Source organism: Epibacterium ulvae (genome assembly GCF_900102795.1).
GTDB lineage: Bacteria > Pseudomonadota > Alphaproteobacteria > Rhodobacterales > Rhodobacteraceae > Epibacterium > Epibacterium ulvae.
In genome coordinates, this window is the sequence record NZ_FMWG01000007.1 from 1 (window position 1) to 26,744 (window position 26,744).

26 protein-coding genes are annotated in these 26,744 nt (G+C 52.1%); 7 read left to right on the plus strand and 19 right to left on the minus strand.

Annotated features, from left to right (window positions below; all coding sequences use genetic code 11):
• Window positions 1-139 precede the first annotated feature (139 nt).
• Both BLP79_RS11770 and BLP79_RS11775 read left to right on the plus strand, forming a co-directional pair.
• On the plus strand, window positions 140-679 hold the full coding sequence (locus tag BLP79_RS11770) for a (2Fe-2S)-binding protein (RefSeq protein ID WP_139163198.1): 540 nt from the start codon (window positions 140-142) through the stop codon (window positions 677-679).
• 103 nt (window positions 680-782) lie between these two features.
• Window positions 783-1,802, plus strand: coding sequence for an NAD/NADP octopine/nopaline dehydrogenase family protein (locus BLP79_RS11775; protein ID WP_090219220.1), 1,020 nt, complete (start codon window positions 783-785; stop codon window positions 1,800-1,802).
• A gap of 242 nt (window positions 1,803-2,044) precedes the next feature.
• Here BLP79_RS11775 and acnA read toward each other — a convergent pair whose 3' ends face one another.
• The 10 genes from acnA to BLP79_RS11830 all read right to left on the minus strand — a co-directional run bounded on the left by acnA (window position 2,045) and on the right by BLP79_RS11830 (window position 13,051).
• Window positions 2,045-4,642 carry an aconitate hydratase AcnA gene (acnA, locus tag BLP79_RS11785; protein ID WP_090219223.1) on the minus strand — a complete coding sequence of 866 codons (2,598 nt, stop codon included), beginning with the start codon at window positions 4,640-4,642 and terminating at the stop codon, window positions 2,045-2,047.
• Window positions 4,642-5,667 (minus strand): AbrB family transcriptional regulator, encoded by a 1,026-nt coding sequence (locus BLP79_RS11790; RefSeq protein WP_139163199.1) that lies wholly within the window; start codon window positions 5,665-5,667, stop codon window positions 4,642-4,644. The genes acnA and BLP79_RS11790 overlap by 1 nt, the downstream gene beginning before the upstream one ends.
• Window positions 5,668-5,678: 11 nt before the next feature.
• On the minus strand, window positions 5,679-6,152 hold the full coding sequence (gene rraA / locus BLP79_RS11795; RefSeq protein WP_090219227.1) for a ribonuclease E activity regulator RraA: 474 nt from the start codon (window positions 6,150-6,152) through the stop codon (window positions 5,679-5,681).
• A 7-nt stretch (window positions 6,153-6,159) separates the two neighbouring features.
• Window positions 6,160-6,801 carry a 3-oxo-tetronate 4-phosphate decarboxylase gene (gene otnC, locus BLP79_RS11800; RefSeq protein ID WP_090219228.1) on the minus strand — a complete coding sequence of 214 codons (642 nt, stop codon included), beginning with the start codon at window positions 6,799-6,801 and terminating at the stop codon, window positions 6,160-6,162.
• On the minus strand, window positions 6,801-8,084 hold the full coding sequence (otnK, locus tag BLP79_RS11805; protein ID WP_090219230.1) for a 3-oxo-tetronate kinase: 1,284 nt from the start codon (window positions 8,082-8,084) through the stop codon (window positions 6,801-6,803). The genes otnC and otnK overlap by 1 nt, the downstream gene beginning before the upstream one ends.
• Window positions 8,085-8,096: 12 nt before the next feature.
• Window positions 8,097-8,768, minus strand: a complete 672-nt coding sequence (locus tag BLP79_RS11810) for an aspartate/glutamate racemase family protein (RefSeq protein WP_090219231.1) — start codon at window positions 8,766-8,768, stop codon at window positions 8,097-8,099.
• A gap of 86 nt (window positions 8,769-8,854) precedes the next feature.
• Window positions 8,855-9,928: an isocitrate/isopropylmalate dehydrogenase family protein gene (locus BLP79_RS11815; RefSeq protein ID WP_090219233.1), complete on the minus strand. Its 1,074-nt coding sequence runs from the start codon at window positions 9,926-9,928 to the stop codon at window positions 8,855-8,857.
• Between the two features lie 83 nt (window positions 9,929-10,011).
• Window positions 10,012-11,553 carry a tripartite tricarboxylate transporter permease gene (locus tag BLP79_RS11820; protein ID WP_090219235.1) on the minus strand — a complete coding sequence of 514 codons (1,542 nt, stop codon included), beginning with the start codon at window positions 11,551-11,553 and terminating at the stop codon, window positions 10,012-10,014.
• Between the two features lie 11 nt (window positions 11,554-11,564).
• Window positions 11,565-11,996, minus strand: coding sequence for a tripartite tricarboxylate transporter TctB family protein (locus BLP79_RS11825; protein WP_090219236.1), 432 nt, complete (start codon window positions 11,994-11,996; stop codon window positions 11,565-11,567).
• 74 nt (window positions 11,997-12,070) lie between these two features.
• Window positions 12,071-13,051, minus strand: coding sequence for a Bug family tripartite tricarboxylate transporter substrate binding protein (locus tag BLP79_RS11830; RefSeq protein ID WP_232716481.1), 981 nt, complete (start codon window positions 13,049-13,051; stop codon window positions 12,071-12,073).
• Window positions 13,052-13,366: 315 nt separating this feature from the next.
• On the opposite strand from BLP79_RS11830, the gene BLP79_RS11835 reads away from it, so the two are divergent.
• Window positions 13,367-14,296, plus strand: coding sequence for a GntR family transcriptional regulator (locus BLP79_RS11835; RefSeq protein WP_090219238.1), 930 nt, complete (start codon window positions 13,367-13,369; stop codon window positions 14,294-14,296).
• A 647-nt stretch (window positions 14,297-14,943) separates the two neighbouring features.
• On the opposite strand, the gene BLP79_RS11850 is transcribed toward BLP79_RS11835, so the two are convergent.
• From BLP79_RS11850 to BLP79_RS11860, 4 genes are all read right to left on the minus strand, one after another.
• Window positions 14,944-15,222, minus strand: a complete 279-nt coding sequence (locus BLP79_RS11850) for a helix-turn-helix domain-containing protein (protein WP_139163200.1) — start codon at window positions 15,220-15,222, stop codon at window positions 14,944-14,946.
• A 72-nt stretch (window positions 15,223-15,294) separates the two neighbouring features.
• The gene (locus BLP79_RS19515; RefSeq protein ID WP_139163201.1) at window positions 15,295-15,486 is read right to left on the minus strand and encodes a hypothetical protein; all 192 of its coding nucleotides are present in this window, start codon (window positions 15,484-15,486) and stop codon (window positions 15,295-15,297) included.
• Window positions 15,487-15,584: 98 nt separating this feature from the next.
• Window positions 15,585-16,187 (minus strand): dihydroxyacetone kinase subunit L, encoded by a 603-nt coding sequence (locus BLP79_RS11855; RefSeq protein WP_090219245.1) that lies wholly within the window; start codon window positions 16,185-16,187, stop codon window positions 15,585-15,587.
• A 2-nt stretch (window positions 16,188-16,189) separates the two neighbouring features.
• Window positions 16,190-17,185: a dihydroxyacetone kinase subunit DhaK gene (locus tag BLP79_RS11860; protein ID WP_090219246.1), complete on the minus strand. Its 996-nt coding sequence runs from the start codon at window positions 17,183-17,185 to the stop codon at window positions 16,190-16,192.
• Between the two features lie 199 nt (window positions 17,186-17,384).
• Between BLP79_RS11860 and BLP79_RS11865 the strand changes: the two genes are divergently transcribed.
• Window positions 17,385-18,167, plus strand: a complete 783-nt coding sequence (locus BLP79_RS11865; protein WP_090219247.1) for an IclR family transcriptional regulator — start codon at window positions 17,385-17,387, stop codon at window positions 18,165-18,167.
• A gap of 5 nt (window positions 18,168-18,172) precedes the next feature.
• Here BLP79_RS11865 and BLP79_RS11870 read toward each other — a convergent pair whose 3' ends face one another.
• The 5 genes from BLP79_RS11870 to BLP79_RS11890 form a co-directional block, all read right to left on the minus strand.
• The gene (locus BLP79_RS11870) at window positions 18,173-18,547 is read right to left on the minus strand and encodes a cupin domain-containing protein (RefSeq protein ID WP_157843991.1); all 375 of its coding nucleotides are present in this window, start codon (window positions 18,545-18,547) and stop codon (window positions 18,173-18,175) included.
• Window positions 18,548-18,675: 128 nt separating this feature from the next.
• Complete coding sequence (locus BLP79_RS11875) at window positions 18,676-19,989, minus strand: NAD(P)/FAD-dependent oxidoreductase (protein WP_090219250.1); 1,314 nt, start codon at window positions 19,987-19,989, stop codon at window positions 18,676-18,678.
• A 148-nt stretch (window positions 19,990-20,137) separates the two neighbouring features.
• The gene (locus BLP79_RS11880; protein ID WP_090219252.1) at window positions 20,138-21,403 is read right to left on the minus strand and encodes an ABC transporter permease; all 1,266 of its coding nucleotides are present in this window, start codon (window positions 21,401-21,403) and stop codon (window positions 20,138-20,140) included.
• On the minus strand, window positions 21,400-22,206 hold the full coding sequence (locus BLP79_RS11885; protein WP_090219254.1) for a taurine ABC transporter ATP-binding protein: 807 nt from the start codon (window positions 22,204-22,206) through the stop codon (window positions 21,400-21,402). Before BLP79_RS11885 ends, BLP79_RS11880 begins: the two co-directional genes overlap by 4 nt.
• Window positions 22,207-22,296: 90 nt before the next feature.
• Entirely contained in the window at window positions 22,297-23,289 is a 993-nt protein-coding gene (locus BLP79_RS11890; RefSeq protein ID WP_090219256.1) for a taurine ABC transporter substrate-binding protein, read from the minus strand.
• Window positions 23,290-23,828: 539 nt separating this feature from the next.
• Here BLP79_RS11890 and BLP79_RS11895 point away from each other — a divergent pair.
• From BLP79_RS11895 to BLP79_RS11905, 3 genes are read left to right on the plus strand one after another with little or no spacing between them, the layout of a single operon-like run.
• Window positions 23,829-24,842, plus strand: coding sequence for a sterol desaturase family protein (locus BLP79_RS11895; protein ID WP_090219257.1), 1,014 nt, complete (start codon window positions 23,829-23,831; stop codon window positions 24,840-24,842).
• Window positions 24,843-24,864: 22 nt separating this feature from the next.
• Window positions 24,865-25,704: a 3-methyl-2-oxobutanoate hydroxymethyltransferase gene (locus tag BLP79_RS11900; protein WP_090219259.1), complete on the plus strand. Its 840-nt coding sequence runs from the start codon at window positions 24,865-24,867 to the stop codon at window positions 25,702-25,704.
• An 11-nt stretch (window positions 25,705-25,715) separates the two neighbouring features.
• Window positions 25,716-26,675 (plus strand): PDR/VanB family oxidoreductase, encoded by a 960-nt coding sequence (locus BLP79_RS11905; RefSeq protein WP_090219261.1) that lies wholly within the window; start codon window positions 25,716-25,718, stop codon window positions 26,673-26,675.
• Window positions 26,676-26,744: the final 69 nt, after the last annotated feature.

Below are 26,744 nucleotides of genomic sequence, written 5' to 3' on the forward strand. Positions count from 1 at the left end.
TGGCCTTAAACTCTGGATGATGTTGCTTCCGTTTCGACATCTTCGATCTCCTTCGTTGTGAAGATCAGCAGACAACAAATCGTAGCTTACGTCAGTGTCCGGTTTTCCCGGGGTAGCTCAATCTGGCAATGCCAAGGGGGTGCGGTTCAAAACAAAATCCGCACGGGAAATCCGGGCCGAAACCGTTCTGCTACACGATGGGATCATTCCGAATGTGAACCACGGAAGTGCGGCGGGGCTTGCGCTTAAAAGGGATACTGCTCAGGATAGCTGGTACCCGCAATCCAACGACGCCATTCAAGTTGCCGGCGATGCCAGAGGCATTCTCGGCGCTAAGGCGGCCCACCTTAACGGAATCGCGGCAGCACACCGTATCATGGGACAAAACGTGCCGTTGGACGTGATGGGCAAACTGGAAAAAGAACGCAAATTTCGCACCTTTATCGACCAGATTTACCCTCCCTTCGGCAATGGTGCGCCTGCCGATGAGGAAATGATCATTTGCCGCTGTGAATCCGTTCGCAAAGCTCAAATCCAAACTGCTGTCGAAAACATTGGCACGGACCCGAACCGCTTGAAAACCAGCTTACGTTGTGGCATGGGACCTTGTCAGGGGCGCATGTGCGCACTTTCTGTTGAACGTATCATCAGCGAAAATTTCAGGTGCCGATGTTTCTGATGTCGGTCTGCACCGCATCCGCAATCCGATCGTTCCTGTGACCATGGGGCATCTAGCCCAAACGAAAACTGACCCAGATAGCTAACTCTTAGGAAAGACCTCTATGCGCATTGCAATCTTAGGCACCGGCGGCATTGCCCTAGGCTATGCCGCTCTTCTTGATAAAGTGGGCCATTCGACCGTTCTTTACTCCTTATCGGGCAAAAGCGCCTCATTGCTTAATAATCAAATGATCGACGTAAGTGGCGCATTTGAACACCAGTTTCAGGCGCGATGCGTGGCAGATATTTCAGAGGCACTGAATGACGCTGAGGCCATCATTGTTGCCACCACAGCAAATCACCATGCGGCTATGTTTGACCAAGTCGTGCCACATATCTGTGTCAGCCAACACATATTGATTAGCGCAGAGCTGTCCCTAAGTGCTGATCATCTTGAGAAACAACTGGCCAAAGCCAACAAGATTATTCCGGTGACAGCGCTGTCCAGCACGATCCTAACGGGTCGGCGCATTGGCAACGAAGCGGTAAAAATTGGTCTGATGCGTAAGGTCAGCAAGGCCGCCACAACGTCGGCTGCGGCGCAGGACGCAGAAATTGCCTTTTGGCAAAGCATATTTGGCGAGATCATTCAGTCGGCGCCATCCCGCCTTTGGCTTGCCTTTTCAAATCTCAATCCAACAGTTCACGTTGGCAATGCCATGCTCAATTTCACCCGGATTGAAAAGGGCGAGGATTGGGGCAACTTTGACGGCATGACAGCAGGTGTCGGAGCTCTGACCGAAGCACTAGATCAGGAACGGTGCAAAGTTGCGGCGGCGTATGACGTGTCAGTAACTCCCTTGCTTGACCAATACCAAGCCAACTTTGACTTTAAAGTGGGGACTGGCTTAGCCGAAATGGCAAAAGAGCTCCACATCCGACGCGGTGGTCTACCCAAGGGTCCAAGGGACCCAAGCACGCGATACATCACGGAAGATATCCCGTTTGGGACTTGCTTTATCGAGACCTACGCCAAAAAAAGAGGAATCTCTACGCCACTTCATAGCGCTGCGATAGATATTGTTTCAGCGATCTACGGGCGTGACTTCCGAACTGAAAATAAATTCGGCAATGATCCTTAGCTCAGGTTTGCCTGGATCAGGATATGCTGCTGACTAAGGACATGTTGCACGCAGGAGCACTGCGGACTTGGCTACGAGAGCAAACACCAAGCGAAGACAGAACAGACGACACAGCGCGGCCAGCCTTGCTTGTGGCCTGTCAAATGCTTGATACTATAAAACCCGTCTGGAATTATTTGGATGGGTTGCCCCTTGATCATTACTGGCAAGGCCAATAGCTTCCTCAATAATTTAAGCAATATCTAGATTGTCTCCTGCAAGATCGCAGGCAAAATGCCCCCCTTTCGCAGTGTGTCTACTTCCTGCCAGGTCTCAACAGCAACACGACAATTAATCATACGTTTCGGTCCATCTGCAGCGTGCAGGATCACCTCTGTTTCCAACAAAGGTGTGAGAGCCTCATTGGCGATGCTTACCTCAAGACGATCTGCGGCAGTCACGCCCGCATCTTTGGGGACAAAGTCATCAATGATCTGAAGCGGCAGAACTCCCATCCCTATCAGATTGGTACGGTGAATACGCTCAAACCCGTTTGCGATGATCGCGCGCGCGCCCAAAAGTGCGACCCCTTTTGCGGCCCAATCACGACTGGACCCCATGCCATAGCGTTCACCTGCAAGGATCACGACAGGCTGCCTGCGCTCTGCAAGAATTTGAGAGGCCGCATAGACAGAATGAACCGATCCATCCTCCAGCACAGTCTCTGGCGGAGCCAAGCCTTGGGACAGATAGTTGGTCGCCAAACGGTTGGTAAAGAGACCACGAACCATAACCTCCCAATTGCCGCGATAGGCGGCATAGACGTTCAAGTCTTTCGGGTCGCCTTCGCGTTCAATCAACCAATGGCCCGCTTCGCTGTTTGGATCGATCCAACCCGCAGGTGAGATGTGGTCCGTGGTCATATCATCGCCCAACACCAGAAGCGGTGCGGCCTGATAATGTCCAAGACGAGAGGTTTCTTGCAAAGATGCGAATTTAGGACGACGCAGATAACGCGAACTAGCGCTCCAGGGGAATTGAGCGGCTTTTGGTGCTTTGATTTCGTCCCACTGTTTGCTACGCCACGCTTCAGAAAAAGCCTGCGGTACGTCGGTGGGCTTAAAGCCTTTGGTCAGTGCCGCGTTAATCTCTGCCTCGTCGGGCCATATATCTGTCAGATAGACATCCTTGCCATCCGTTGATTGGCCAATCGGGTCACTTAGAATGTCGCCCTGAATGGTGCCCTTCAGCGCATAGGACACGACCAAAGGAGGCGAGGCCAGATAGCCCAAATCAAGTTTTGGATGTACACGACCCGGGAAGTTGCGGTTACCAGATAAGATCGCTGGGATAGCTTTCTTTTCACGTAGAGCGTGTTCGATCACTTCAGGTAACGGTCCTGGATTGCCGATACAGGTCGTGCAACCAAAGCCCACAATGGAAAAACCAACGGAATCCAAATCTTCCATCAGTTCAGCGCGTTCCAGATATGCCCGTGCCGAGGGGGATCCCGGTGCCAGCGACGTCTTAACCCAATGCGGTGGACGCAGACCAAAAGCGCGCGCCTTGCGCGCCAACAGACCGGCAGAGACCAAAAGGCGTGGATCAGATGTGTTCGTACAACTGGTGATCGCAGCAACCCCAATGGCCCCATCAGGCGCTTCGCCTACATCGCGATCAAGACCCACAGGTAGGTCTTTCAGCTCCCGGCCAATCGCCTTTTCAATACTGGCACGCGCATCCTTTGGCGCGCAGCAATCCTGCGGGCGGCGAGGGCCAGCGATATTGGTGCCGATGCTATCCAGATCAATCACAATGCTGCGGTCAAATCGAGGACGCTCTGCCGGATCAAACCAAAGTCCCATCGCTTTGAACACAGGTTCGATACTGCCGGTCAGCGCGTCAGGGCGATCCGTGCGGCGCAAATAGCTGACTACCTCTTCGTCTGCCGGGAAAAACCCGGTTGAGGCACCATATTCTGGAGCCATGTTCGCGATGACTGAGCGCGCATCTGCTGAAAGGGTGGAGACTCCTGCCCCGAAGAATTCGACAAAATTACCGGCTACGCCAATCTCACGCAGCTTTTGCGTAATCACCAAGGCCAAATCGGTTGGTGTAACCCCAGCTTTCAAAGCCCCAGTCAGCTCCACCCCAACCACTTCGGGCACGGCCAGAGAAACAGTTCGGCCAAACATCACGCTTTCCGCTTCCAAGCCGCCGATGCCCCAGGCCAAAACTCCGATCCCGTTGATCATAGGCGTGTGGCTGTCTGTGCCAAGCAACATATCAGGATGCGCAAATCCATTCTCGCCCATCACCAACAAAGTCGCCAGCTGTTCAAGGTTGATCGTGTGCATGATCCCGGTGCCCGGAGGATTCACCGTCACCCCGTCCATGTTCACCGACGCCCATTTCATAAAGGCATAGCGTTCGCGGTTCCGGGTGATCTCATTGCGACGGTTGATGACGCTCGCATCGCTTTGCGCATAGACATCAACGGCCAAAGAATGGTCGACGGATACCTCGACAGGCAAAGTCGGTGTCAGGCTGCTTGGATCACCACCCGCTTCCGTAACCGCATCGCGCAGGCCCGCAATATCGGCCAGCGCAGGTGTACAGGTCGTGTCATGCATCAAAATCCGATTTGGCCGAAAAGACAGCTCCGCTTGCGACGGCTTTCCTGCCAGCCACCCATCCAGCGCAACGTGCAGATCCCCAAGGCTCGCGCCTGCCCGCACATGGTTTTCAGCCAATAGCCGCAACACATGTGGCAGGCGTGGCAAGCGATCTCCGAGGATTCGTAGTAAATCTACGCTTTGCACAGATTGGCTTGGAGTCTGGATGGATTTCTGAGGAAACATTAAGGCCTCCTAGTCAGGGATTTTAGAATGAGCGGCGCGGTGCACAAGGCGCCAAGAACACGAGCGATATGATGAAAGCCTATGATTGCAACCTCTTGCCCGATGGAGATGGCAATCAAAGACATCTCGGCAAGCCCACCGGGAGAATAAGCCAATGCCAGCGTGATGGGATCAGCATCAAAGAAACCAGCGCCCACAAGCGCCGAACCAAAGGCAAAACAAATTTGCACCATGACGACGCAAGCAGCCGCCAGCACCACCTGCATCAAAAGCTTGGTAGAGACCCCAGCAAAGCGACTGCCAACATTAATGCCGATAAATATCTGCACCACGTTTGACAGCTGCGTCGACACTACAAAATCGGTCACCCCGGTGACATGCAACACGCAGCAGACAAGCATCGGCACAAGCACAATACGGGCAGGAATGAACTTCAACTTCTGAGACAGCAGCCCCGCCGCAATACAGACCACAAACCAGAAGGCGTCATCCCATTCCGTGCAAGGAAGAGCCGGACCACTGCCCCGGACGATTTCGTTTTCAGCGACGAAATCGATCAAGATTGGGATAAGCAGGATCGCCAACGCAATGCGTACCGCATGTACGATCGCCACGCGCCATTGCTCTCCGCCTGTGGTTCCACTCAGCAGGATCATTTCAGCAATGCCACCGGGAACCGAACACAACGCGGATTCAGATTTCCCGAAGGAAAAGGCACGGCGCAGGAGCTGGTAGTTCACAAAACCACCAAGCAGCATCACTGCCACCATAAAGACAAAAGACGGCCACCAAACCTTTAACGATTGCAGCACACCAAGGGTCACGGATGCACCCAGCATGGTGCCAACTGAAGCCCTAACAAAGGACATGATCCCGCGCGATTGATGCACCGGAATTTTGAGGAACGTCATGGCGACGACGCTCAGCATAGAGCCGATGAGCCAGCCGAGGGGGATGCCAGTTAATGAAACGAGCCACCCTCCAGGCACAGCAATAACAATTGTCGCGACTGGCGTGATATTCACCTTTAGCCGGTTCAAACCAGATTAGCTGGGCTGTAGAGAACCCCATCTGCGTCCGCATAAACATAATGGCCAGATTCAAAGCGAACCCCACCGAATTTAATGTCGATCCCGGCTTGGCCCGAATTTGTTTTGTCTGACCTCACAGGCGATGTGCCTAGTGCAAAAACGGCAATGTCCATTTCATTGACTTCGACGCTGTCGCGGATGGCTCCATTGATGATCAAACCGGCCCAACCGCTGTCAATCGCCCAGCCAGCCATTTTGTCACCAAGGATGGCAGTGCGTGTTGAGCCTCCACCATCCACAACAAGAATACGCCCTTCGCCGGGAGACTGAAGCAACTCACGCATTTGGGTGTTTTCTTCAAAACACTTCACCGTCTCGATCATTCCGCCGATGAAAGTTTTTTTCCCAAATTTTCGGAAGGGTAGATGCACAAATTCCAGCTGTGTCGCGTGATTATCAATAAGGTCTGCGGTTTTCATGATGCTCTCAAATCGTTCCAAACGTAGTCTGCAGTTCGGCCACTTCTTCTTCGCTCAAAAGTTTGGTCTTTTGCCCACGCAGCGCCACCAACAGCTTGGCTGTTTCTTCCAGCTCTTCGGCGGCGCAAACGGCCGAGAACAGGTCTTTTCCGCTTACGACAGGGCCGTGATTGCCAAGCAAAACAGCCCCGTATTGGCCGTTCAGGTCTCGGATCAACTCACCGGACTTTGGATCGCCCGGCTTTACGTATGGCACCAGTTTCACGGCACCTACGCGCATCACCACATAGGGCGTCAGCGGCGGTATGCAGTCATCTGCATTGACGTCCGTAAGGCAGGACAATGCGGTAGCCCATGTAGAATGCAAATGCACAACGGCACCGGCCTGTGGGCGCGTTTCATAAAAGGCCTGATGCAAGAACACTTCTTTGGTGGGGCGGTCTCCGGCCACGTGATTGCCCTCAAGATCGATCTTGGCGATCCTCTCTGGCACCAGATCGCCAAGCGTCACATTAGTCGGTGTCATGAGAATACCGTCTTCAAGGCGTACCGAGACGTTACCCGCAGTGCCAACAGAAAACCCACGGTTAAACAGAGACTTACATAGCCGCGCCATATCCTCGCGCACATTGAGTTCTGCCGGTTTCATCAATTGTCCCCCATGATCGACAAAGCTCTTCTAAAGAAATCAGGCGCTCCGAAATTCCCAGATTTCAATGCAAGTAAGACAGGATCACCGTCCCCTAGTTTAAGAATGGGCACGCCTGGGTCGATCTCCGGGCCAATCTGCATCGTCGGATTACCAAGCTCGTCTGCAACCGCTTGCGCCACCGCGCCAGAGGTTTCCCCACCTGCAACAACGATTTTACGATAGCCCTGCTGAATGAGCTTGCGTGCGGTATCGGCAAAGAGTGCGTCCAGAGTCGCGGCTACTTTCTCGCGACCAAACATATTTTGAATTTCTTTGACATCCTCTGGCGTGCCGGAAGAATAGATGAGCGGCTGCTTGCCTTGATGCTCGATTATGAAGCTGACCAATGTGTCCGCAGTGATGTGACCTGAAATAACTTTGGGCACGTCAATCGCATAGGCAGGCTGGCTACTTTGATGCAAGTCCACTTGACCGCGAGTCGCGCCAGAACAGGACCCAGCCAAAATGGCGTCGGGACCACCCTGTTGTTCAAATGTGGTCTCACCGCCGCGTGCCAATCGTTTACGAATAAAGTTACGGGGCAGGCCAAGCGCGATGCCAGAACCACCGGTGATCAAAGGCGCATCTTCTAGCGCTTCGCCAATAGTTAGAAGGTCATCGTCAGATATCGCATCAACGACAGTGAACATATTGCCAGCCTTGGCATCCTCGGCCAAAGCCGCGGCAACGCTGGAAGCCCCATCTGTTACGACCGCCTGCGCCACATGTCCCACGCCCCATTTTGTTTGCAGAGCCAAAAAGCGGCGGATGTCTGGATCGGTCATCGGTGTTAGCGGGTGATTTTGCATGCCACTTTCGTTCAGTAACGTGTCAAAAACAAAGAGATGGCCTTGGTAAACGGTTCGACCAACGGTTGGAAATGCCGGGCAAACAACAACACCGCGCGCATTCATCGCCAAGGCGAGCGCCTGGCCAACAGGGCCAATGTTGCCTTCGGTTGTTGAGTCAAAAGTCGAACAGTATTTGAAGATGATCTGCCGACACCCTTGTTCCAGTAGCCATTCAAGGGCGGCAAGGCTTTCCGCCACAGCCTCATCTATAGGTGCCGTGCGACTTTTCAGAGAAATCACACCCGCTTCAACATGCTCCGCAGCTGGCCCGTATGGGATACCCGGGAACTGCGCAGTGGCCAAACCACCTTCAGGCGCAACGCCCTTCGCCAGGGTGTTTGCAATATCGCTAGCCCCTGTGAAATCATCGGCAATAACACCAATCAGCATTTAATTGCTTCCTTATTTTGACTTTCCGCTCAACGCGGCTTGTAGTTTATGGATCGCGGCTTCTGGGCTTGTGAGCACCGGCACATCGGTCACCGCACGCACGGCGCTTGCAGCGCGCGCCATCGAGAAATGTGCCAGCAAGATCGCGTCAGCCTTGCCGACCGTCTTCGCGGCCTCTGCAATCAAGCGGTCATGGGTTTCCGCGTCTCCCGCTTTCAAAGCATTCAATGCGCCTTCCGCATAAACAGAGCGGATTCTCGCGGAGGATTTCCGGGCGGCTGCTTCTTTGACAAACTCGTCCTCCATGCCTTTGCATGCCGGTGCGAAAGTATAGATCATTGCGATGTCGTCACCTTCAAAAAATGCCGCTTCGAACATGGCTTCGTTTGGCTTCAGAATCGGAATGTCTGATGTAGCGGCGGCTTCTTCGATGCCGCTGCCAAATGCGGAGCAGGTGTAAAGTATACCATCTGGGTTCATCTTTTCCGCGTAACGTGCAAGTCGCACAATGCGGGCATTTAATTCATCAAGCGTTGCGACTCCGCTGGCGCGGTCAGCGGACAGGCCTTCTTCCAAAATTGTGATGATGTCCGCATCAGGCCAAAGTTCCTTGGTCGCTGTCTCGATTGGCTCGACCGCTACACGGGTCGCGTGGATCAAAGCGATTCGTGGTTTTAACGGCATTGGAATTCTTTCAAAAAAGGCGGGTGACGCCGACTGACCAGTGCCACCCTGAAAGGTCGATCAAAGGATGCCGACCTAGGGAAATATCAAGCGGACGCGACGGCTTCAGCGACAAAGGTGCCAAAGTCGTCACAATTCACAGTCCCACCCAGGTCACGAGTGCGCTTTGCTGGATCGTCAATCACCGCATCAACTGCTGCTGCAATCGCGTGACCTGCATCTTGCAATTTCTGAATGCCGCGTTGCTCTCCGAGCCATGTCAGCATCATTGCTGCAGACAGTATCAACGAGGTCGGGTTTGCAACGTTCAGACCTTGGATGTCAGGTGCGGAACCGTGTTGTGCTTGAGCACAGCACAGGCCAGTTTCTGCGTTCGCGTTGATGGAACCCGCAAGACCCAGAGAGCCAGACAGCTCAGACGCAAGGTCAGACAGGATGTCGCCGTAGAAGTTCGTCGCAACAACAACGTCGTATGCCTCAGGCTTACGCACTAACAGCGCCGCGAAAGCGTCAACAATGAGCTCTTCGGTCTGAACTTCTGGGAAGTCTTTCGCGACTTCTCTGAAACATTCCAAGAACAGACCATCGGTCATCAAAAACGAGTTTGCTTTGTGGATCGCCGCGATTTTCTTTTTACGCTGCATGGCCAGCTTGAAGCCTTCGCGGCAAATACGCAATGAGCCTTCGCGAGTGATTTTACGAACGGATAGCGCCATATTTGGGTCGGGCATCATTTCGCCAACACCTTGGTACATGTTGCGGTCTGGATAGAAGCCCTCTGTGGCTTCACGCATGATCACCAGGTCCATGTCAGGTGCTTTGTTCGGGATAAAATCGCGTGTGCGCGCTGGCCGAACGTTTGCATAGAGGTCAAGACCGATGCGGAACCCAGCGGATACATTGCGGCCACCTTCAACCAAGGGTGGGTAATCCATATGAGATTGTGTACCCAGGATCACGCCATCAAATTCAGTGCGTGCACGGTCCAAAACTTCTTCTCGCAGGGTGATGCCGTACTTCTCGAGACTTTTGAAGCCGGACTCTTCTTCGTGGAAGGTTAAACCCAAGTCAAATTTATGGTTTGCAGCTTCAACCACCCTGAGCGTTTCAGCCATAATCTCTGGGCCAATGCCGTCACACGGCAACGTCATAATACGCATTTGTATCTCCTAAGTTTGTCACGCCAGTGACAGGTCTTTAAGTGGCCAGCCCACCCGAGCGGGCCGGTATTTTGGGGAAGAGATCAGTCGCCGACAAATTCTTCGGTGTCGCGCATGGATTCCATGCGTTTTTTCATGCGGCGACCCATCAGCATTGGCAGAACAAAGCCAGCAATCGCGATCATCCAAAGCACGATGGCCAGAGGGCTACCGACAAGGATGAACCAGTCACCATCTGAGATTGTCATCGCACGACGCAGGTTCACTTCCATCTGGTTGCCCAGCAGGATGCCAAGAATGACCGGTACAAGGGATACATCCAGCTTACGCAGAAGCCAGCCCGCGATACCAAAGCCAACCATCAACATCACATCGAAGGCAGAGCCTGTGATACTGTAGATACCCACAAAGGAAATCATCGCAACGATCGGCATCAGGATCCGTGTTGGCACCATCAAAACGCGAGTGAAGATACCAACCAGAGGGATATTCATTGCCAGCAAGATGAAGTTCGCAAGGAACAGCGCCGCAATCAGGCCCCAAACAATGTCTGGGTTTTTGGTGAACAGCAGCGGACCCGGTGTGATGTTCAGCTGTAGAAGAACAGCCAGAAGAACCGCGGTTGTCCCAGAGCCTGGAACACCCAGCGCGAGCATTGGAACCAGCGCACCACCAGATGCTGCGTTGTTACCCGCTTCTGGGGCTGCGACGCCACGCGGGTCGCCCTTTCCGAAGGAACTGCCGTCGCGGTCAACTGCTTGTTTTTCCAGCGAGTATGCAAGGAAGGAACCCAAAGAAGCCCCCGCGCCCGGCAGAACGCCAGAGAAAAAGCCAAGCCCCGTACCACGTGCCATTGACGGGATACATTTCTTGATCATGCCGAAGTCAGGCATAATACGGCCAACTTTTGCGGCCTTGGGCGCAACTCCCTGATTGCTGCGGTGATGCTCAAGGAAGATGAACACTTCGCTCAAAGCAAACAGGCCAACAATTGCGATCAGGAAGTCGATACCGTCATACAAGTGTACGTGGTCGAATGTGAAACGCTGCGAGCCAGTCTGGCTGTCGCTGCCGATCATGGCGATGCCCAGACCCAGCGCTGCCGCAAATGCAGATTTGGCTTGGTTGGTAGATGAGATGCCCCCAAGAGTTGCGAAAGCAACGGTGAAGAGTACGAAGTATTCCGCAGGACCAAACAGCAGTGCGATTTTCACAAGCTGTGGTGCCAGGAGAACCAGACCACATGTCGCAACAAATGCACCGACGAAAGATGCTACGCCTGAAAGCGAGAGGGCTTCCCCCGCCTTGCCTTGCTGTGCCATCGGGTAGCCATCAAGACAGGTCATCATCGCGGGTTCATCGCCCGGAATATTGAGAAGGATCGAAGAGATCCGACCACCGTACATCGCGCCGTAGTAAACGCTGACGAGCAGGATCAAGGACCCAGTTGGGTCAAGACCCAGTGAGAACGCGATCGGGATAAGGATCGCAACGCCGTTTGCTGGGCCAAGACCTGGAAGCGCCCCCATCAGGGTCCCCAGGAAACAGCCAACAACTGCGAGAAATAGGTTTGTCGGCGTCAGAGCAACCGCGAAACCGTCACCTAGAAGTGAGAAAATTTCCATTGTTTGTGTCCTTAGAAGCCCAACGGGCCTTCAGCCAATGCGAGGCCAAGAATTAGGTGGAAAACAACGTAGATACCGACAGATGTCCCAACGCCCGACACCAGAGACCAAAGAGGTGCTGTGCCCAAGCGCCATGTTAGATAGGCGGTTGCGAAGGTCGTGGAAAAAACAAACCCAAACTCTGGCAGCGCTAGACAATAGGCAAACATGACTACCGCTGCGAATACTATCTCTGCAAAGGCGTGTACATGAGGCCAATCTGGCTCGTCATCTGGACGGATGATGAAGTATATGGAACAAAGAGCAACTATGCTGCCTACGATGTATGGAAAGGCACGCGGCCCGACCACATCAACCATGAAGCTGTCTTCGATTGTAGATGCGGCCCAAATATAGAAGATGGCCAAAGCCAATCCAAAGCCGCCAAAAACGCGGTCACTCATTTCTTCTTCCCTTATGTGGAAATGTGGGCTGACCTGATTTTCGCAGACCAGCCCATCAAACAGTCAGCCGTGGCTTACTTGATGATACCGATCTCGCGGGACAGCTTCTCAACGTCAGCAATGCTGCCCGCTACGAAATTGTACATGTCATCACCAAAGTTATTGAACGGAGCGATCGCAGCCGCTTCCAACTCTGCCTGGAATTCTGGATTTTCCGTCAGGGTTTTGATTGCGTTGGACCAGAACTCTTTCGCTTCATCAGATGAACCTGCGGGCATATAGAGACCGCGCCAGTTTGCGCCCACGACGTCATAGCCAAGCTCTTTTGCAGTTGGGATATCAGGGTAATTCTTCAAACGCTCAGGTGCCATGATACCAACGATGCGAATATCACCGGATTCTAGGAAGCCCAGCATTTCGGAGAAGTCACCAGACAGCGCTTCGGTTGCGCCGGACAAAAGACCAGTCATCGCTTCCCCGCCACCGTCAAAGGAGACGTATTTCAGCTGGGTGACATCTTCCATACCTGCTTCTCTTGCAACCAGCATCGGTTTGATGTGGTCGAAGGAACCAACGGACGAACCACCCGCGATACCAACAGAACGCGGATCTTTCAGTATGTCATCCATCATATCTGCGAGTGTTTGGTAAGGAGAGTCCGCGCGCACGGCGATCGCGCCGTATTCCGCACCAAAAGTTGCCAGGAAGTGGACGTCATCTTGGGTTGCGTTCTCATAAATGCCCTGAGCGATACGAGCGCTGGTGGACATAGACGCTGCAACGATCAGGTTGTTGTCGTCGTCACGCTCTTTCGTGACGTGTGCGAAGGCAACACCGCCGCCACCACCAGACATGTTGGTGACCTGCATGGAATCTTCGATGATACCAAGGTCAAACAGATACTTCGCTGTCGTTCGGCAAATAAAATCCCAGCCACCACCAGGGTTGGATGGTGCGATACATTGCGGGCTTTCTGCCTTGAAGTCAGCAAAGGCGCTTGTAGCGCCCATCATCATGGTCGCGGAAACACCAGCGATTACGATCTTTCTAAACAAAATGTTTTTCCTCCCAGTTTTGCTAGACGAATCTTTGCCATGGCAAATTTGCATATTGGAACTCAAAAAGCCAATATTAAATTGCATGTTAATATCCAAAAAACCAATTTTGAACAACTGATGCATGAGATATTCTCAATGAAATCAATGATATTGGTAGCTACTTTATACCCGAAAATAAAAGTGGCCATGAATAATTTGGACATTACTACCAACATAACCAAAACAATTCTTCAGTTGAATTTTGGCTCTTGGATCGGCATAAAACCAATATAGACTTAAGCCAAATTGACGACGAAAGCTGAGGTAATAGACTTGCGAACCACTGATCTGAGCAACAAGATTGCGCTCCGCATCGCTCAAGAAATACTGAGTGGGGCGCTCAAAGCAGGATCACATATCGGGACCCAGACGATTGCGAACAACTATCAGGTTTCCCGTACGCCAGTGAGGGACGCTTTGATCGCTTTAGAGCAGGCCAAGGTTTTGGAACGAATTCCCAACCGTGGTTATTTTGTACCTGAGCAGATTGACCGCTCCTTAATCCAAGAATTCGCTGAAGATCAGGGCACAGACGCAAGTGTTTATCAGCAATTTGCCGAGGATTGGTTGACAGATGTTCTACCCGAAATCGTCACAGAACAAAGTTTGCGACAGAAATACAGCCTAACCAAATCCGGTACGCAGGAACTCCTCAGCCGTGCAACACGCGAAGGCTGGGCTGAACCCAAGGATGGTTATGGCTGGAAACTTCTGCCAGTTGCAAAGACTGCTGAAGCCTTCGACGAGATTTACCAATTCCGCATGGCGATCGAACCAGCTGCAATGCTGGAGCCCAGTTTCGAAGTTAACCGCAAAGTACTCGACGAGTTGAAGCGAACTCAGGCAGGCATGTTGGAAAAGGATATTTCGGAAACTCCAGGTGAAGTTTTGTTACTGAATGGATCGGATTTCCACGAAGAACTCATTCGGTTGTCCGGAAATCCGTTTTTTTTGATGGCGTTGCAGCGTGTAAACCGAATGCGCCGATTGATGGAATATCGAGCAGAGATCAACCGCGAACGCATTGTTGAACAATGCAGTGAACACCTCGAGATTATCAATCTTCTTGAACGCGGAGAAATTGTGGATGCATCCTACCTTATGCGCCGTCATCTGAGCGGAGCACTGAAACGGAAATCGCCCATTGCTTGGAATTGGTCTGCTCAGAATAAAGAAGAAAATCAGATTGATAGAAAAAATTAGAAGATCAAGCTTTCCTCAAGTTTCCAAATCCATTTTTGGCGAAGGCCTAGAAAGGCAACACTGCGCACATGCCTTTGCAGGATAAAGAAGGAAGACCTGGAGTTCTCTTCTGGCAAGCTGCTGACATATCGTTGTAGGCCCTGCCAATGGCAGCTTTGAACCGGATTCTCGTTGAGCGCAGCAGAAACAAGTGCGTTGCTTAGTGGGATACTTACCCATCCCACATTTCATCTGTGAATGTTTTAATGTCGAAGTCAGGATCATTTGTACCGAGTTTATCTACCCTCTCCCGAATGTGCTCTACACGGGCAAGTACGGATGTGAACTCAGTTTGTTCCACCTCCGCGCACTCTCTGTTGGCAGTATCACGACCCGCTACTGTCCCAGCTCGTTCTACGCACTCAGCCACTTCAGAGCACCACATCTGTTACACCGTCCTTACAATAACCTGCCCGGCAAAACGCTCTCGGTTCCAATTGATCTGATACGACCACCAAAGGTCGAAAATCTTCAGAAAAAAATCTTGCTTCATTTGGGCATGGGAGCGCTCGAAATGGACCACAGTCCGTGAGCATGGCAACGCACTCCAGAAAGATGTCGATGATTTTCCTGCCGCCGGATTTGCACCTCGCGCGATCTTGGACATCCTAGTCGGTCTTACGCGGCAAGTGCTGTAAAATGACACCAACCATTAGATAGAAACGCCGCAATGTTGAGCTAAAACAGGTTGCAATCGCAGTATCAACAAGCTTCAGTTCGGTGCCCATAACCAGCCGACGCGCCTGTTGGGCTCGCATTCTGCGGTAAAACCGACCAGATGACATGCCACAGCTTTCGACAAATCGGCGCTCTAGTTTGCGCGCAGAAACCTTTACAAAATCCGCGGTTTCAAGGACCGACGGCGGTTCCGCGATATTGTCTTCCATAGACTCAATGGCGCAAGCCACCAGACAAAGCAGCGCATTGGATATTTGCCCAGCCCCTCTGGGTTCTTTTTCTTACCCATGTCGAACAGTTTTGACCTGAAGCTGCGCACTCAATTCCGCGATCTGCAGTTGTGACAGGTGTTCTGTCAGCAGGTTCAGCATCAACTCAACCGCGTAAACAGCCCCAGATGAGGTCACCGAATTCGCGGACTGCTCCATGTAATGTGGTCTTAAGTATGGGAAATGCCCACGTTCAGACAGCACAGAAACATCCGATAGATCAGAGACTACCAGAAGGGGGCTGAGCAATTAGAATACCGGTCTTCACGCGCACCTGTTGTGCGCGTGAAGACCTAGGGAGATTAGGTAAAACAATCAATCATAGACTTGATTGCAACCATGCCCGGATCGTCCATACCTTTGGTTTTGTCCCCAAAAATACGTGCGCGACCAATTTTACAGGGCTGATCAAAGAACTCTATCAATGCGCCATCTGCAGCCTCAGCCGCTGCGGCCAGCGCATCTTGTGCAGACGTTTTTCCAGTGGTCGCTGCTATGACAGCCGTGAGCGAGTCCAGCATCGTTTTGTCACCAATGCTCGCGCCGCCCCGTGCAATCATCGCGTCCAGCGCGGCCTGCAAAAGGTCGGGTAAACGGTCCCATTCAATTTCCGTTTGGCCTTTGGTTTGTTTTGCAACTGCCATCAACGAAATACCCATCAGCGTGCCAAAAGACGAACCTGAAACCTTTGTCATGGCCTTAGCACAATCCATACATGCCATGCCAAAATCATCCGGCAGATCGTCAGAAACAGCAGCAATGTTTTTGAAACCATTCACCATGGTCACACCAAGATCTCCATCGCCCAAACGACCATCCAGCTCGTTCAGATGTGCACCCATTGGATCCACCTGGTCTGTGATTTTATTGATACCGATACGTAGAGTGTCTGTTGTAAGCGCCACGGTTACTTCCCCCAGAATGGATTTTTGGCTGGAGCGGCCAGCAGCTGCTCCAGTTCATCGTCAAGTTTCATAAGCGAGATCGAGGCACCCGCCATTTCCATCGACGTGGCATAATTTCCAACCAGTGGCTGGACGATTTCGATGCCTTTGTCTGAGAGAATACGGTTCACAGCCCGAAATAGGATATAAAGCTCCTCGGCAGGCGTTGCGCCTAGACCGTTGACCAGAACGGACACCCGGTCGCCTTTTAACAGGTCCAACTCGTCGGTCAGCTTGTGTAACAGCTCAGCTGCCAATTCATCAGCCGGCTTGTTCTTGCCGCGCCAAACGCCGGGCTCGCCGTGAATGCCCATACCAATTTCGATCTCATCGTCGGCAATTTCAAAAGTGACTTTGCCAGCCTGTGGCACAATGCAAGATCCCAGCGCCACACCCATCGTGCGCGTATTCTGGCGCGCGCGATCTGCGCATGCGTAAACTTCGTCCAACGATTTACCAGCCTGTGCAGCGGCACCCGCTACTTTGACCACATAGACCAAACCCGCAACGCCGCGACGCTTCTCGATCTCGTCAACACCTGCGCTGGCAACGTCATCATTGACGATGATCTGCTGGGTAGTGATGTCTTCCATGTCTGCGAATTCGCAAGCCATGGCAAAGTTCATCTTGTCGCCACCATAGTTGCCCACAACGCATAGCACGCCTTTCCCGGCGTCTGCAGATTTGATGGCTTCTAACATCGGGTTCATGTCGGGCGAAGCAAACACATCGCCAACTGCACAGGCGTCGAGCAAACCGTCGCCGACGTAACCCGCGAAAATCGGCAAGTGGCCGAACCCACCGCCCGATACAACACCAACGCGATCAACGCTGGCCGTTGGCTTGCGCAACAGTCGGCGGGTTTCACCATCGATACGGAAAACGTCTGGATGTGCTGCCTCTAGGCCTTCGAGAGTTTCGTCAACGTAGTTGACGGCATCATTCATGATTTTCTTCATCGCAGTTCCTCTTCAGGCTTTGCATCATCTAAGTCGGCTGACCCAGCTCAACAGTCTGCCTTTGCTTTTTGGTTACACCGTAATAGTTTCATATTTCAAAACTAAAGTATCATATTATGGATAATTTAGTTTTTTTTACATGTCAATCGGGCGAATCCGCCTTCTTGATGCAACGTTGGAAATGAAGTAGGTCAGGGAAATGCAAAGCTCGATTGTCACTAAGTTATTGACCCTCCTCACCATTGTAAGTGAGACGCGCAAACCGCTAACTTTTTCGGAGTTGGTGACGAAAAGTGGACTAAACAAAAGCACCATCCATCGGCTTTTGAACATTAGCACCGAAGAGCGTCTGATCACATTTGATGAACACCGGAAGGTCTATTTTGTAGGCCCCAAGATCTTTGATCTCGTACGGAACGCTTACAGTGGCTATGATATTCAGGCTGTTGCACTGGATGAGATGATGCGATTGCATGCTTTATTCGACGGCAATGTCACGATTGGGCTGCCCAATGGAATGGAAGTTCTCTATCTGAGAGTTCTGGAATCTCGCCGATCTATGGGTCCCGTTCAACGCCCCGGTATGCGTGAACCCGTGCATTGCTCAGCATCTGGCAAAGCTCTCATGGCTTTCCTTCCTGACAAGATGATTGCATCCAAACTCGACGGTTACGACTTTGAAAAGTTCACCGATAGGACCATTGCAGATACACGCTCCTTCCTGACCGCACTGGAAGAGGTGCGCGAGCTTGGATATGCGCGCAATGACCGTGAAGAATATGAACATTTCATGGGAATATCAGCTCCGATATTCAATTACATGAGTGAACCAATTGCAGTGATAAACATCTGGACTGTCGACTCCTTACACTCGCTTGATGAACTGACATCGTGGTCAGGCGAACTGCGGGCCTCTGCGGAACGTGTCACCAGCCTGATAGGTGGGACCGCGCCAGATATTGCGATCCTGCGCGGTCATTAAGTGGCTTAATCGGCATCCTGTGGAGGCAGGTTGTCGACGGCTACAATGACAAAATGCTTTTTGATGTAATTATCAACTGTCCATTCCGTTTCCAAACCAGCACTCATAACAAACGCATCACCGGCGGCTACGTCATAAGACTTCCCATCGCCAGTTTTGATCGTCGCACTGCCCTTTAGAATGTGGCAAAACTCAACAATTCCATCCATCACAGCGGTAAACTTGCCAGCTGTGCTGTCCCACACGCCCGATCGAATGGCTTGTTGATGTCCGTCATACATCATCCAGGAAAACTGTTTTGGATTGCCTTCCAAAATGTCATCATGAAGGTCTTTTTCAACGGCTTCTGGGTTCTGATCTACAAATTTGATGAAACTCATGTGTCTGTCCTTTTTGAGCATAGAAAAAGACGTGCTGGTACAGGGGAGTGAAACCAGCACGCTGCCGCCATAGTTCTTTGGTGGCGACCAGTTACGGGAGAACACAAAAAATGTTCTCTCCGCGGGGATCAAAAGCCGTCAATTAGAGTGTCCAACTTATCCCGGAATGACATGGCAGGCGCTCCAAGTGGCAAAAGCTTTTTGGTGCCCCAGTGCAGCGGGATGGGGCTGACGGGCGTGACCGGAAATGGCAGGGTATTGTTTTGCGCGCCCATCGCTTTTCTGGCCAGCGCACGTCCCATCACGGATGTCATGGCAATACCACGCCCGCTAAACCCAACCGCCGCCAACACTCCTGGTGCGGGTTCATGAAGATGCGGCATCATTTCGGTTGTTACAGCGATGCGACCGGCCCAAGCGGTTTCGATCTTTGACTGCCGCAACCGCGGGAAGACCCGATGCAAACCATTGCGAAGACGCCCCAGGCCGCCAAGTGCGGCGGCTTGATCGGTGCTGCCAACACATCCAAAAATCAGCCGACGATCCCGGTCGTAACGCGCAAAGTAAATCGCCCGGCGAGTATCTGCGATTGTAACAGCATTTGGCAAAACCTGCTGTTGCAATTCAGCTGACAGCGGTTCGGTTGCAAGCGCAATACTGACCATTGGGAAGAAGGTTTGCTGCAGTCCAGGCCACAGACCATTGGTATACGCATTTGTCGTTAAGATGACTTGCTTGGCCACCACGCGGCCCTTCGCCGTCTTCAAATGCCATTGGCCACCCACGCGGTTCATTGCTGTAACCTTGCTGCTTTCAAACAGCTGCGCCCCCAAGCGTTCAGCCGCGCGGGCATAGCCGTATGTCAGCGAAAGTGGCTGCACATGGCCACCTTTCTGATGGAACAGAGAGAACCCATATTCTGGGGATCCACATCTTTCCTGAGTCTGTTCTTTACCCAGAAATTCGATCGGCGCTCCTGCTTTATTCCAGGCTTCTCCCAAAGAAATCAGACGCTTTTTCGCAGATTTACAATGGGCGGCCTGAACCCAGCCGTTTTGTTCAGCGTCGCAGTCGACATCGTATTTCCCAATGTCGTAGAACAACGCATCGGCAGACCCCAATGTTGTTTCAATCAACCTATTCGCCTGTTGCTTGCCAAATTTCTTGACCAGCTCTTCAGGCGTTGCACGCCAAATTGGGTTACATTGGCCGCCACTGCGACCCGACGCGCCCCAACCAATTTCCATCGTGTCCAGCACGGCAACAGTGGCACCTTCTTCAGCAAGTCCAATCGCTGTGCGGCACCCCGTCAGACCACCCCCGACGATCGCAAAGTCAACTTCGATATCTTCGGACAGAACCGAAGCCTTCGGTCGTTCAGCGGCAGTTCTGCGCCAATGGACTTCGTCAGTGCTTTGGGGGTTGAAGCTGTTGATTATCATTCTGTGCTCATATGGTTTCGCAACATCTCAATGTGCTCTTTGGTTGCAATTTGGATCGCCGAAACTGACGCCGACCCGCCAGGCACCCACCCTGTGGGTGCAATTGATCTCTGGCGGGTCTAGGAGGGAGCGCGCCAGAGATAAGGGCTTAGCTCTTGCCTTTCCAAGGCACGAGGTGACGTTCAGCCCAGCGCATCATCATGTCGATGCCAAACCCGATCACGCCAATCAGGACGATGCCCATGATGACGATATCAGTGTTCTGGAACTTCGATGCCGTCATGATCATCATGCCTGCCCCTTGCTCAGCAGCGACAAGTTCAGCTGCGACAACGGTGCCCCAGCACACCCCCATCGCGACACGCGCACCGGTGAAGATTTCGGGCAACGAGTTGGGAATGATGACATGGCGCATGATTTGCCACTTTCTAGCGCCCAATGAATAGGCCGCATGCACTTTACTGATGTTGACGCCAGACACACCCGACCGCGCGGCAATAGCCATGATCCACAGGGCTGCGAGGAACAGCAGGATGATTTTACCAGCCTCACCGATGCCCGCCCAAATGATGACGAGAGGGATCAATGCAAGTGGAGGAACAGGACGCATAAATTCGACAATGGGATCGAACCAACCCCGGAACCAGTTGCTAAGCCCCATGGCATACCCAAGAGGAATGCCAACCACCGCGCCAAGGATAAAGCCAAAAACAACGCGATACAGCGAGAAGCCGAGGTGTTCCCAAATTGTGAAGTTCCGGAAACCTTCTTTGAAGATCTTGACCGTACGGTTCCACACAGTCTCGGGTGCAGGCAGGTAAAGCGACTCCATCTGAAGACCACGTGAGGGTTCAAAGTTTGGAGTGCCTTTGTCAGACAAAGTAACAGAACCGAAATCGAAATCGACAGTCTTGCCTGGGCCGGTAGGCTGACCGTTGATGGCAATAATTTTGGTGCCCTCTTTACGGCTTGTCTCATCATTTTTGTCCCAAGGGATCAGCACGGTTCGCCACTGCGCCACAACAGCTGCGTCGTTTTTGGCGAACCCATCACCCGCAGGAACTTCAGGTTTTTCGACCGTCGCCTCACGGGGGTGAACCACAACGCGCACCAACGCATCATCCGTCGCACCATCAGCCGTTTGCGCTGTGTAGGTGAACTCAGCCGTTCCTTCGAAAGCAGCGGGGGCGTGAAGGGGTTTTGGGACCAGTACAGACCCCGTAAAGATACCCCAGATCAGGAAAATCGTGGCGATAGAAATAACACCGGCAATCCGGTTAGGACGCACCGCGCTTTCATCTCCGAAGGTGACAGTTTTAAGCGAGGTATAGTCGCGGATACCTGCGCCTTGCAGTTTCGTCACCAAGTAGAAAGAGACAACAAAAACAGCGACGTAAATTAGGAATGGAGTCATTTTGAACCCTCCGAACGTCCCATGATTTCTTCTTCCATGTCCCAGATCATGCTAAGAATTTCTTCGCGCTTCACACCAAAGTCGGGGTGTTTCTTGACCTCACGCAGGTCGGCCTCAACGCCAAGATCTGCAAAGGGCAGGCGATATTCGGTGTGAATACGTCCCGGCCGTGGTGCCATTACCAGCAGGCGCTCCCCCAGCAACAGGGCTTCTTCAACTGAGTGGGTGATCAGAATGATGGTCTTGCCGGTCTCTTTCCAAAGCTTCAAAACCAGCGACTGCATCTTTTCGCGTGTCAATGCATCTAGCGCGCCAAGCGGTTCGTCCATCAGGATCACATCCGGGTGGTTTGCAAGACAGCGGGCCAGAGCCACACGCTGCTGCATGCCACCGGACAATTCGTAGATCGCTTTTTCCTTGAAATCTTGCAGACCTACGATTTCGAGAAGATGATCAACTTCATCTTTGTATTCCGCTTCACGCTGGCCCTGCATACGCGGGCCAAAACTGACGTTGTCGCGCACAGACATCCATTCAAACAGCGCTCCTTTTTGGAAAACCATTCCCCGGTCTGCGCTGGGCCCGTGAACAGCTTTACCATTCAAAATGATACCGCCGCCACTTGGTGCCAGAAAGCCTGCAACGATATTTAGAAGTGTCGTTTTACCGCATCCAGAAGGACCCAGCACACTTAGCAATTCCCCAGATTTGAGGTCCAAAGAGACATCCTGCAACGCTTGGACTGCACCACCGTTGGGTAGATCAAAGCTCATGGATAAATTTTGGATCGAAAGTCCAGTCATTCCCCACCTATCATATTTTTTTGAAAAGAAGCCATGCCGTCGCGAGGCAGGCAAAAGTGGCGCGAGGCAGAGTCCTCGCGCCGGTCGGGTTTACATGTCCTGAACGGCCTTCAAAGGACCTGTGTTGACCGCGCTGTTGTAGTTATCCAAAGAAGTGTCCATCGATCCGGCTTCCACGAACACTTCGGCAACACCCTTCATAAAGGTTTGCACGTTGCCACCCAGCCATTTCTCAGACAGCTGCTCTTCAACCGAAGGCATTTTCATGGTCGCAATAGCAGATTTTGCTGCATCCAAATCCAGGCCCGCTTCCTGTGCGATAACCTGCAGCAGTTCATCACTACCGTCAGCGTACCATTGTTTGTTTGCTTCTGCGGTAACCGCAAGGAATTTCGCAACGATGTCGCCATTTTCAGCGATGAATGACGCTGGCGCGGAGGTCACATCAAACACCAGAATGCCCAGCTCTTCTTTCTCATCACCGGTCAGTAGAACGTTGCCATAATCTTTCATGCGCGTAAGGCCGCCACCGTACCCGCATGCAAAGTCTACAGCGCCTTGGCTCAGTGCGGCAGCGCCTTCTGGAGGAGCCATGTCTACGACTTGCAGTGAATCAACTGAAATGCCGAAATGGCTCATTTGGCGCAAGAAACCATAGTGCGCGGCAGTCCCCAGTGGAACGGCAACTTTCTTACCAGCCAATTCGCCAGCGGAGTCTTTGTCAATTTCCAACTCGGAAGAAACAACACAGTTATCATTGTCAGAGTAGCTCACCGCGACGTCGACGACTTGCAGGTCTTGACCGCCCGACGCTGCAACTACGAAAGGAGGCAGGCCTTGCGAAACAGCGATCTGAACGTCGCCTGACGCCATCGCGGCGCTCATCGCGGTGCCAGTTTCGAAAGCAACCCAGTTCACTTTCATACCCAGTGCTTCATCGTAAGCACCTGACGCTTTGGCCGCCATCATTGGCATAGGCCATTCCAGAAAATACGCGACGGTCAGCTCTTCTGCCATCGCGGCTGTTCCGTATACGGCTGCAATCGCTGCGGCCAAAATTGTTGTTGATGTCTTTTTCATCATTTTGCTTTCCCTGTTACATTTGTTTCATATTATAAAACTTTTATTTTGCAATACGAGAATAACGGGAGAAATTGATCTTCGTCAATCATAAAAACAATGCACAATGATCCACTCAGCTCGGACCACCTATTGCAACAAGGTGCACCCCATAAACCGCTGGAGTGAAATACCTTTTCCCAACCACTCAGTGGAGCTCGAAGAAATGACGCGAAAAATGGAATCATCCTTAAGGTGAAGTGTTTTCAAAAATAACACCCATTAGGTGATCCTTACTGTCTTCAAATCAGCGATTCTGGAGGCAAGATTCACCCTCAATTTCCGCGACCCCGACCAACGTCATCCATAGAGGTATTTCAGATGCACGTTGCACACATCTCTTTCGTTCAATTAATTCAATCACTTAAGTTAAAAACAACATCGCACTGGCTAAGTATTGACCATACCAAATTTGTTTCTCATAATTGAACTTTAGTTTCATATTGCAAAACTTAAACCAGAATACAAACTCCCCCACCGGCCCAAAGGAGACAACTGGAACGATGAAATCTTCGGAAACCAATATTGAACAAGTGCCGGCGGGCCAGTCAAAAGCTTGGAACTTTCATCCAAAGCTGCCGATCGACATGTCACCGATCTTTGACTTACCGCCAAAACCAAAGGCGTCTCTTAAATGGCTGCTTGGCACATGGCTCAAGTTTTCACCGCCTGTGAACCACCTGATTTTTGCGCTGATCACAGTCTATTTCTTCATGCCAAGCCCCGAAGGAATGCAGCATTTCTCGGCAGATTGGATGCTCAAAATCACAGCAATCCTTTTCGGCTCAATCATCCTGCTCGGGACAGCGCTCCATCTATACCTATATGTACTTGCGGGACAAAAAATGCGGCTCAAATTTGATGTGCGCCCAATGGAACGCAGTTCAAGATTTACGTTTGGGCATCAGGTTTGGGACAACGTGTTCTGGTCTTTGGCCTCTGGAGCGGTGTCACTGACCCTCTGGACGATCCTATACTTCTACTTGGCATCCAATGGATGGACACCGGCACTTGATACCTTTGGCTCATCTCCAGTCTGGTTCATTCTCTTCTTCTTTGTTCTGCGCTTTTGGCAGTCATTTCACTTTTACTGGATCCACCGCCTTGTTCATATTCCGTGGCTGTTTAAGACCGTACATCACCTGCACCATCGCAATGTAAACGTTGGTCCCTGGTCCGGTTTGGCCATGCACCCCGTCGAAAGCTTCTTCTACTTCTCCTCGATCTTGATCCATTTCGTGCTGCCCACGCACCCATTGCATGTGTTTTTCCACATGTTCTCCCTCAGCCTTGGCGCTCTGATCTCCCATGCGGGTTTCGACAAGCTGCTGATCAGAGATAAGGAAACGCTGAACGCGGGCTCGTTCCACCATCAGCTGCATCACCGGTATTTTGAATGCAACTACGGGTCAGAAGAGATCCCGTTGGACCGTTGGTTCGGCAGTTTTCACGATGGCACTGAAGACGCCACACTAAGAATCCGCGCACGCAAAAAGCTCCTTTTTGCTCCTAAATGACCCCAAACAAAGAAGACGTGACATGAAACATATCTATACATACGGCGGCAAATTCGCCCAACGCCACCTAACGGTTGGCTGCCTGATCCGCGCCAAAGCCCAAGGCAACAAGCTGACCCAAGTCACGGCCTTTGATGCAGGCGAAGCCGCGGCAGCGGCTGAACAAGGCATCGATACGCTCACCATCGATACCGCAACGATCGAAGAGATTCGAGCCGCGACCCCACATATCTTCATCACCGCAGCGCAGTCCATGCGTCAGTACGTGACCGAAGACGAAGCACTGGGCGGTGCCATTGACACGATGGCCAAAGGCGCGGACGCCATCTACTCTCCCCGTGGCCTGTCCACAATCGAACGCATCGCCCGCGAAGGGATCAGCGTTCAGGGCCACACTGGCCTATTCCCTGCCCGCGCAACGCAGTTTGGCGGTCTGCGCACAGTCGGTAAGACTGCAGAAGAAGCGCTTAGCCTACTTGAAGATTTCCGCCGTCTAGAAGAGGCCGGTGCCTATTCTTGCGAAGTTGAATGCGTAGCAGAAGAAGCATTGGCTGAAATCAAAAAACACTCCAACCTTGTGACCGTCACAATTGGAGCTGGGTCCTCTGGCGACATTATCTTGTCTTACATGTCTGACCTATGCGGCGACAACGACCACCCGCCTCGCCACGCCAAAGCCTTTGGCGACGTGGGTTCCATTCGTAAGAAGCTGGTAGCAGAGCGCGCCAAAGCACTGGCGGGCTATCAGGCCGCTGTTAAAGACGGCTCATTCCCCGACAGAGCGACCTCTATTTCAATGTCGCCTATTGAATTGGAAAAGTTGAGAGAGGGTCTCGACAAACGCACTCCGGTTCATCAGTAGAAAGCGGACCAATGGCACTGATCAACGTTAAAGTCGAAAAAGTCATTGAAGAGGCGGAGGGCGTAAAAGCCTTCCTCCTTGCCAAATCTGGTTTTTTCAACCTCCCCCACTACACAGCCGGGTCTCATATTGATGTCCATTGTGGCAAAGGCATCATTCGCCAGTACTCACTGTGTGGCATGCCTGACGACCGCAAACACTATATGATTGCAGTCAAACGCGAAGACACCTCACGGGGCGGCTCCGAACAAATGCACGACGAGATCGTTATCGGCCAAGCTCTTGAAATCGGTAGCCCGCGCAACAACTTCCCGCTGGATGAGGCTGCATCGCATGTCACGCTGCTTGCAGGTGGAATTGGCATCACCCCGATTATTGCGATGGCGGACCGGCTACACACACTCAGCATTCCGTTCGAACTGCACTATTTTTCCAGATCGGATCAACACGCAGCCTTTCGGGACCGGATGCAATCAGGTGGCTATGCATCAAGCGTCAAGTTTCACTTTGGACTAGATGTTCCGCAGACAACTGAATGCCTCCGCTCGATCTTCAAACAGCGCCCAACTGAGGGGCAGACCTACATTTGCGGACCCGGGCCGTTTATGGATTCCGCTGAAAAGATTGCAGGTCAAAACTGGCCGACGGACTCCATCCATTTGGAACGGTTTTCAGCAAACCCAGCGTTGGCTAGCGGCACGACCAAACCCTTCACCTTAGAACTGGCACAATCCGGTTTGACCTTTGAGATTGGAGCAAATGAAACCATCCTGAACGTGTTGGAAGAGAACGACTTCGAAGCACCGTTTTCTTGTGAACAGGGTGTTTGCGGCACGTGTGTCACAGACGTGATCGCTGGTACTCCTGAGCATCGCGACAGTTTCTTGAACGAGAAAGATCGCGCATCCGGTAAACGAATGTGCATCTGCGTTTCCAGAGCGGCTGGTAGAAAAATAACACTGGATTTGTAACGCCACCCTCAGCCCACGCAATTTACCACCTGAGCAAACGCTACTCTACTAAAACTCAGGTGACGTCGG

Excerpts from the sequence above, each read along its gene's own strand:
- BLP79_RS11775 (WP_090219220.1), top strand. The coding sequence starts at position 783 with ATGCGCATTGCAATCTTAGGCACCGGCGGCATTGCCCTAGGCTATGCC.
- acnA (WP_090219223.1), bottom strand. The coding sequence starts at position 4,642 with ATGTTTCCTCAGAAATCCATCCAGACTCCAAGCCAATCTGTGCAAAGC.
- rraA (WP_090219227.1), bottom strand. The coding sequence starts at position 6,152 with ATGAAAACCGCAGACCTTATTGATAATCACGCGACACAGCTGGAATTT.
- otnC (WP_090219228.1), bottom strand. The coding sequence starts at position 6,801 with ATGAAACCGGCAGAACTCAATGTGCGCGAGGATATGGCGCGGCTATGT.
- otnK (WP_090219230.1), bottom strand. The coding sequence starts at position 8,084 with ATGCTGATTGGTGTTATTGCCGATGATTTCACAGGGGCTAGCGATATT.
- BLP79_RS11810 (WP_090219231.1), bottom strand. The coding sequence starts at position 8,768 with ATGCCGTTAAAACCACGAATCGCTTTGATCCACGCGACCCGTGTAGCG.
- BLP79_RS11815 (WP_090219233.1), bottom strand. The coding sequence starts at position 9,928 with ATGCGTATTATGACGTTGCCGTGTGACGGCATTGGCCCAGAGATTATG.
- BLP79_RS11820 (WP_090219235.1), bottom strand. The coding sequence starts at position 11,553 with ATGGAAATTTTCTCACTTCTAGGTGACGGTTTCGCGGTTGCTCTGACG.
- BLP79_RS11825 (WP_090219236.1), bottom strand. The coding sequence starts at position 11,996 with ATGAGTGACCGCGTTTTTGGCGGCTTTGGATTGGCTTTGGCCATCTTC.
- BLP79_RS11850 (WP_139163200.1), bottom strand. The coding sequence starts at position 15,222 with ATGGAAGACAATATCGCGGAACCGCCGTCGGTCCTTGAAACCGCGGAT.
- BLP79_RS11860 (WP_090219246.1), bottom strand. The coding sequence starts at position 17,185 with ATGAAGAAAATCATGAATGATGCCGTCAACTACGTTGACGAAACTCTC.
- BLP79_RS11865 (WP_090219247.1), top strand. The coding sequence starts at position 17,385 with ATGCAAAGCTCGATTGTCACTAAGTTATTGACCCTCCTCACCATTGTA.
- BLP79_RS11870 (WP_157843991.1), bottom strand. The coding sequence starts at position 18,547 with ATGAGTTTCATCAAATTTGTAGATCAGAACCCAGAAGCCGTTGAAAAA.
- BLP79_RS11875 (WP_090219250.1), bottom strand. The coding sequence starts at position 19,989 with ATGATAATCAACAGCTTCAACCCCCAAAGCACTGACGAAGTCCATTGG.
- BLP79_RS11880 (WP_090219252.1), bottom strand. The coding sequence starts at position 21,403 with ATGACTCCATTCCTAATTTACGTCGCTGTTTTTGTTGTCTCTTTCTAC.
- BLP79_RS11885 (WP_090219254.1), bottom strand. The coding sequence starts at position 22,206 with ATGACTGGACTTTCGATCCAAAATTTATCCATGAGCTTTGATCTACCC.
- BLP79_RS11890 (WP_090219256.1), bottom strand. The coding sequence starts at position 23,289 with ATGATGAAAAAGACATCAACAACAATTTTGGCCGCAGCGATTGCAGCC.
- BLP79_RS11895 (WP_090219257.1), top strand. The coding sequence starts at position 23,829 with ATGAAATCTTCGGAAACCAATATTGAACAAGTGCCGGCGGGCCAGTCA.
- BLP79_RS11900 (WP_090219259.1), top strand. The coding sequence starts at position 24,865 with ATGAAACATATCTATACATACGGCGGCAAATTCGCCCAACGCCACCTA.
- BLP79_RS11905 (WP_090219261.1), top strand. The coding sequence starts at position 25,716 with ATGGCACTGATCAACGTTAAAGTCGAAAAAGTCATTGAAGAGGCGGAG.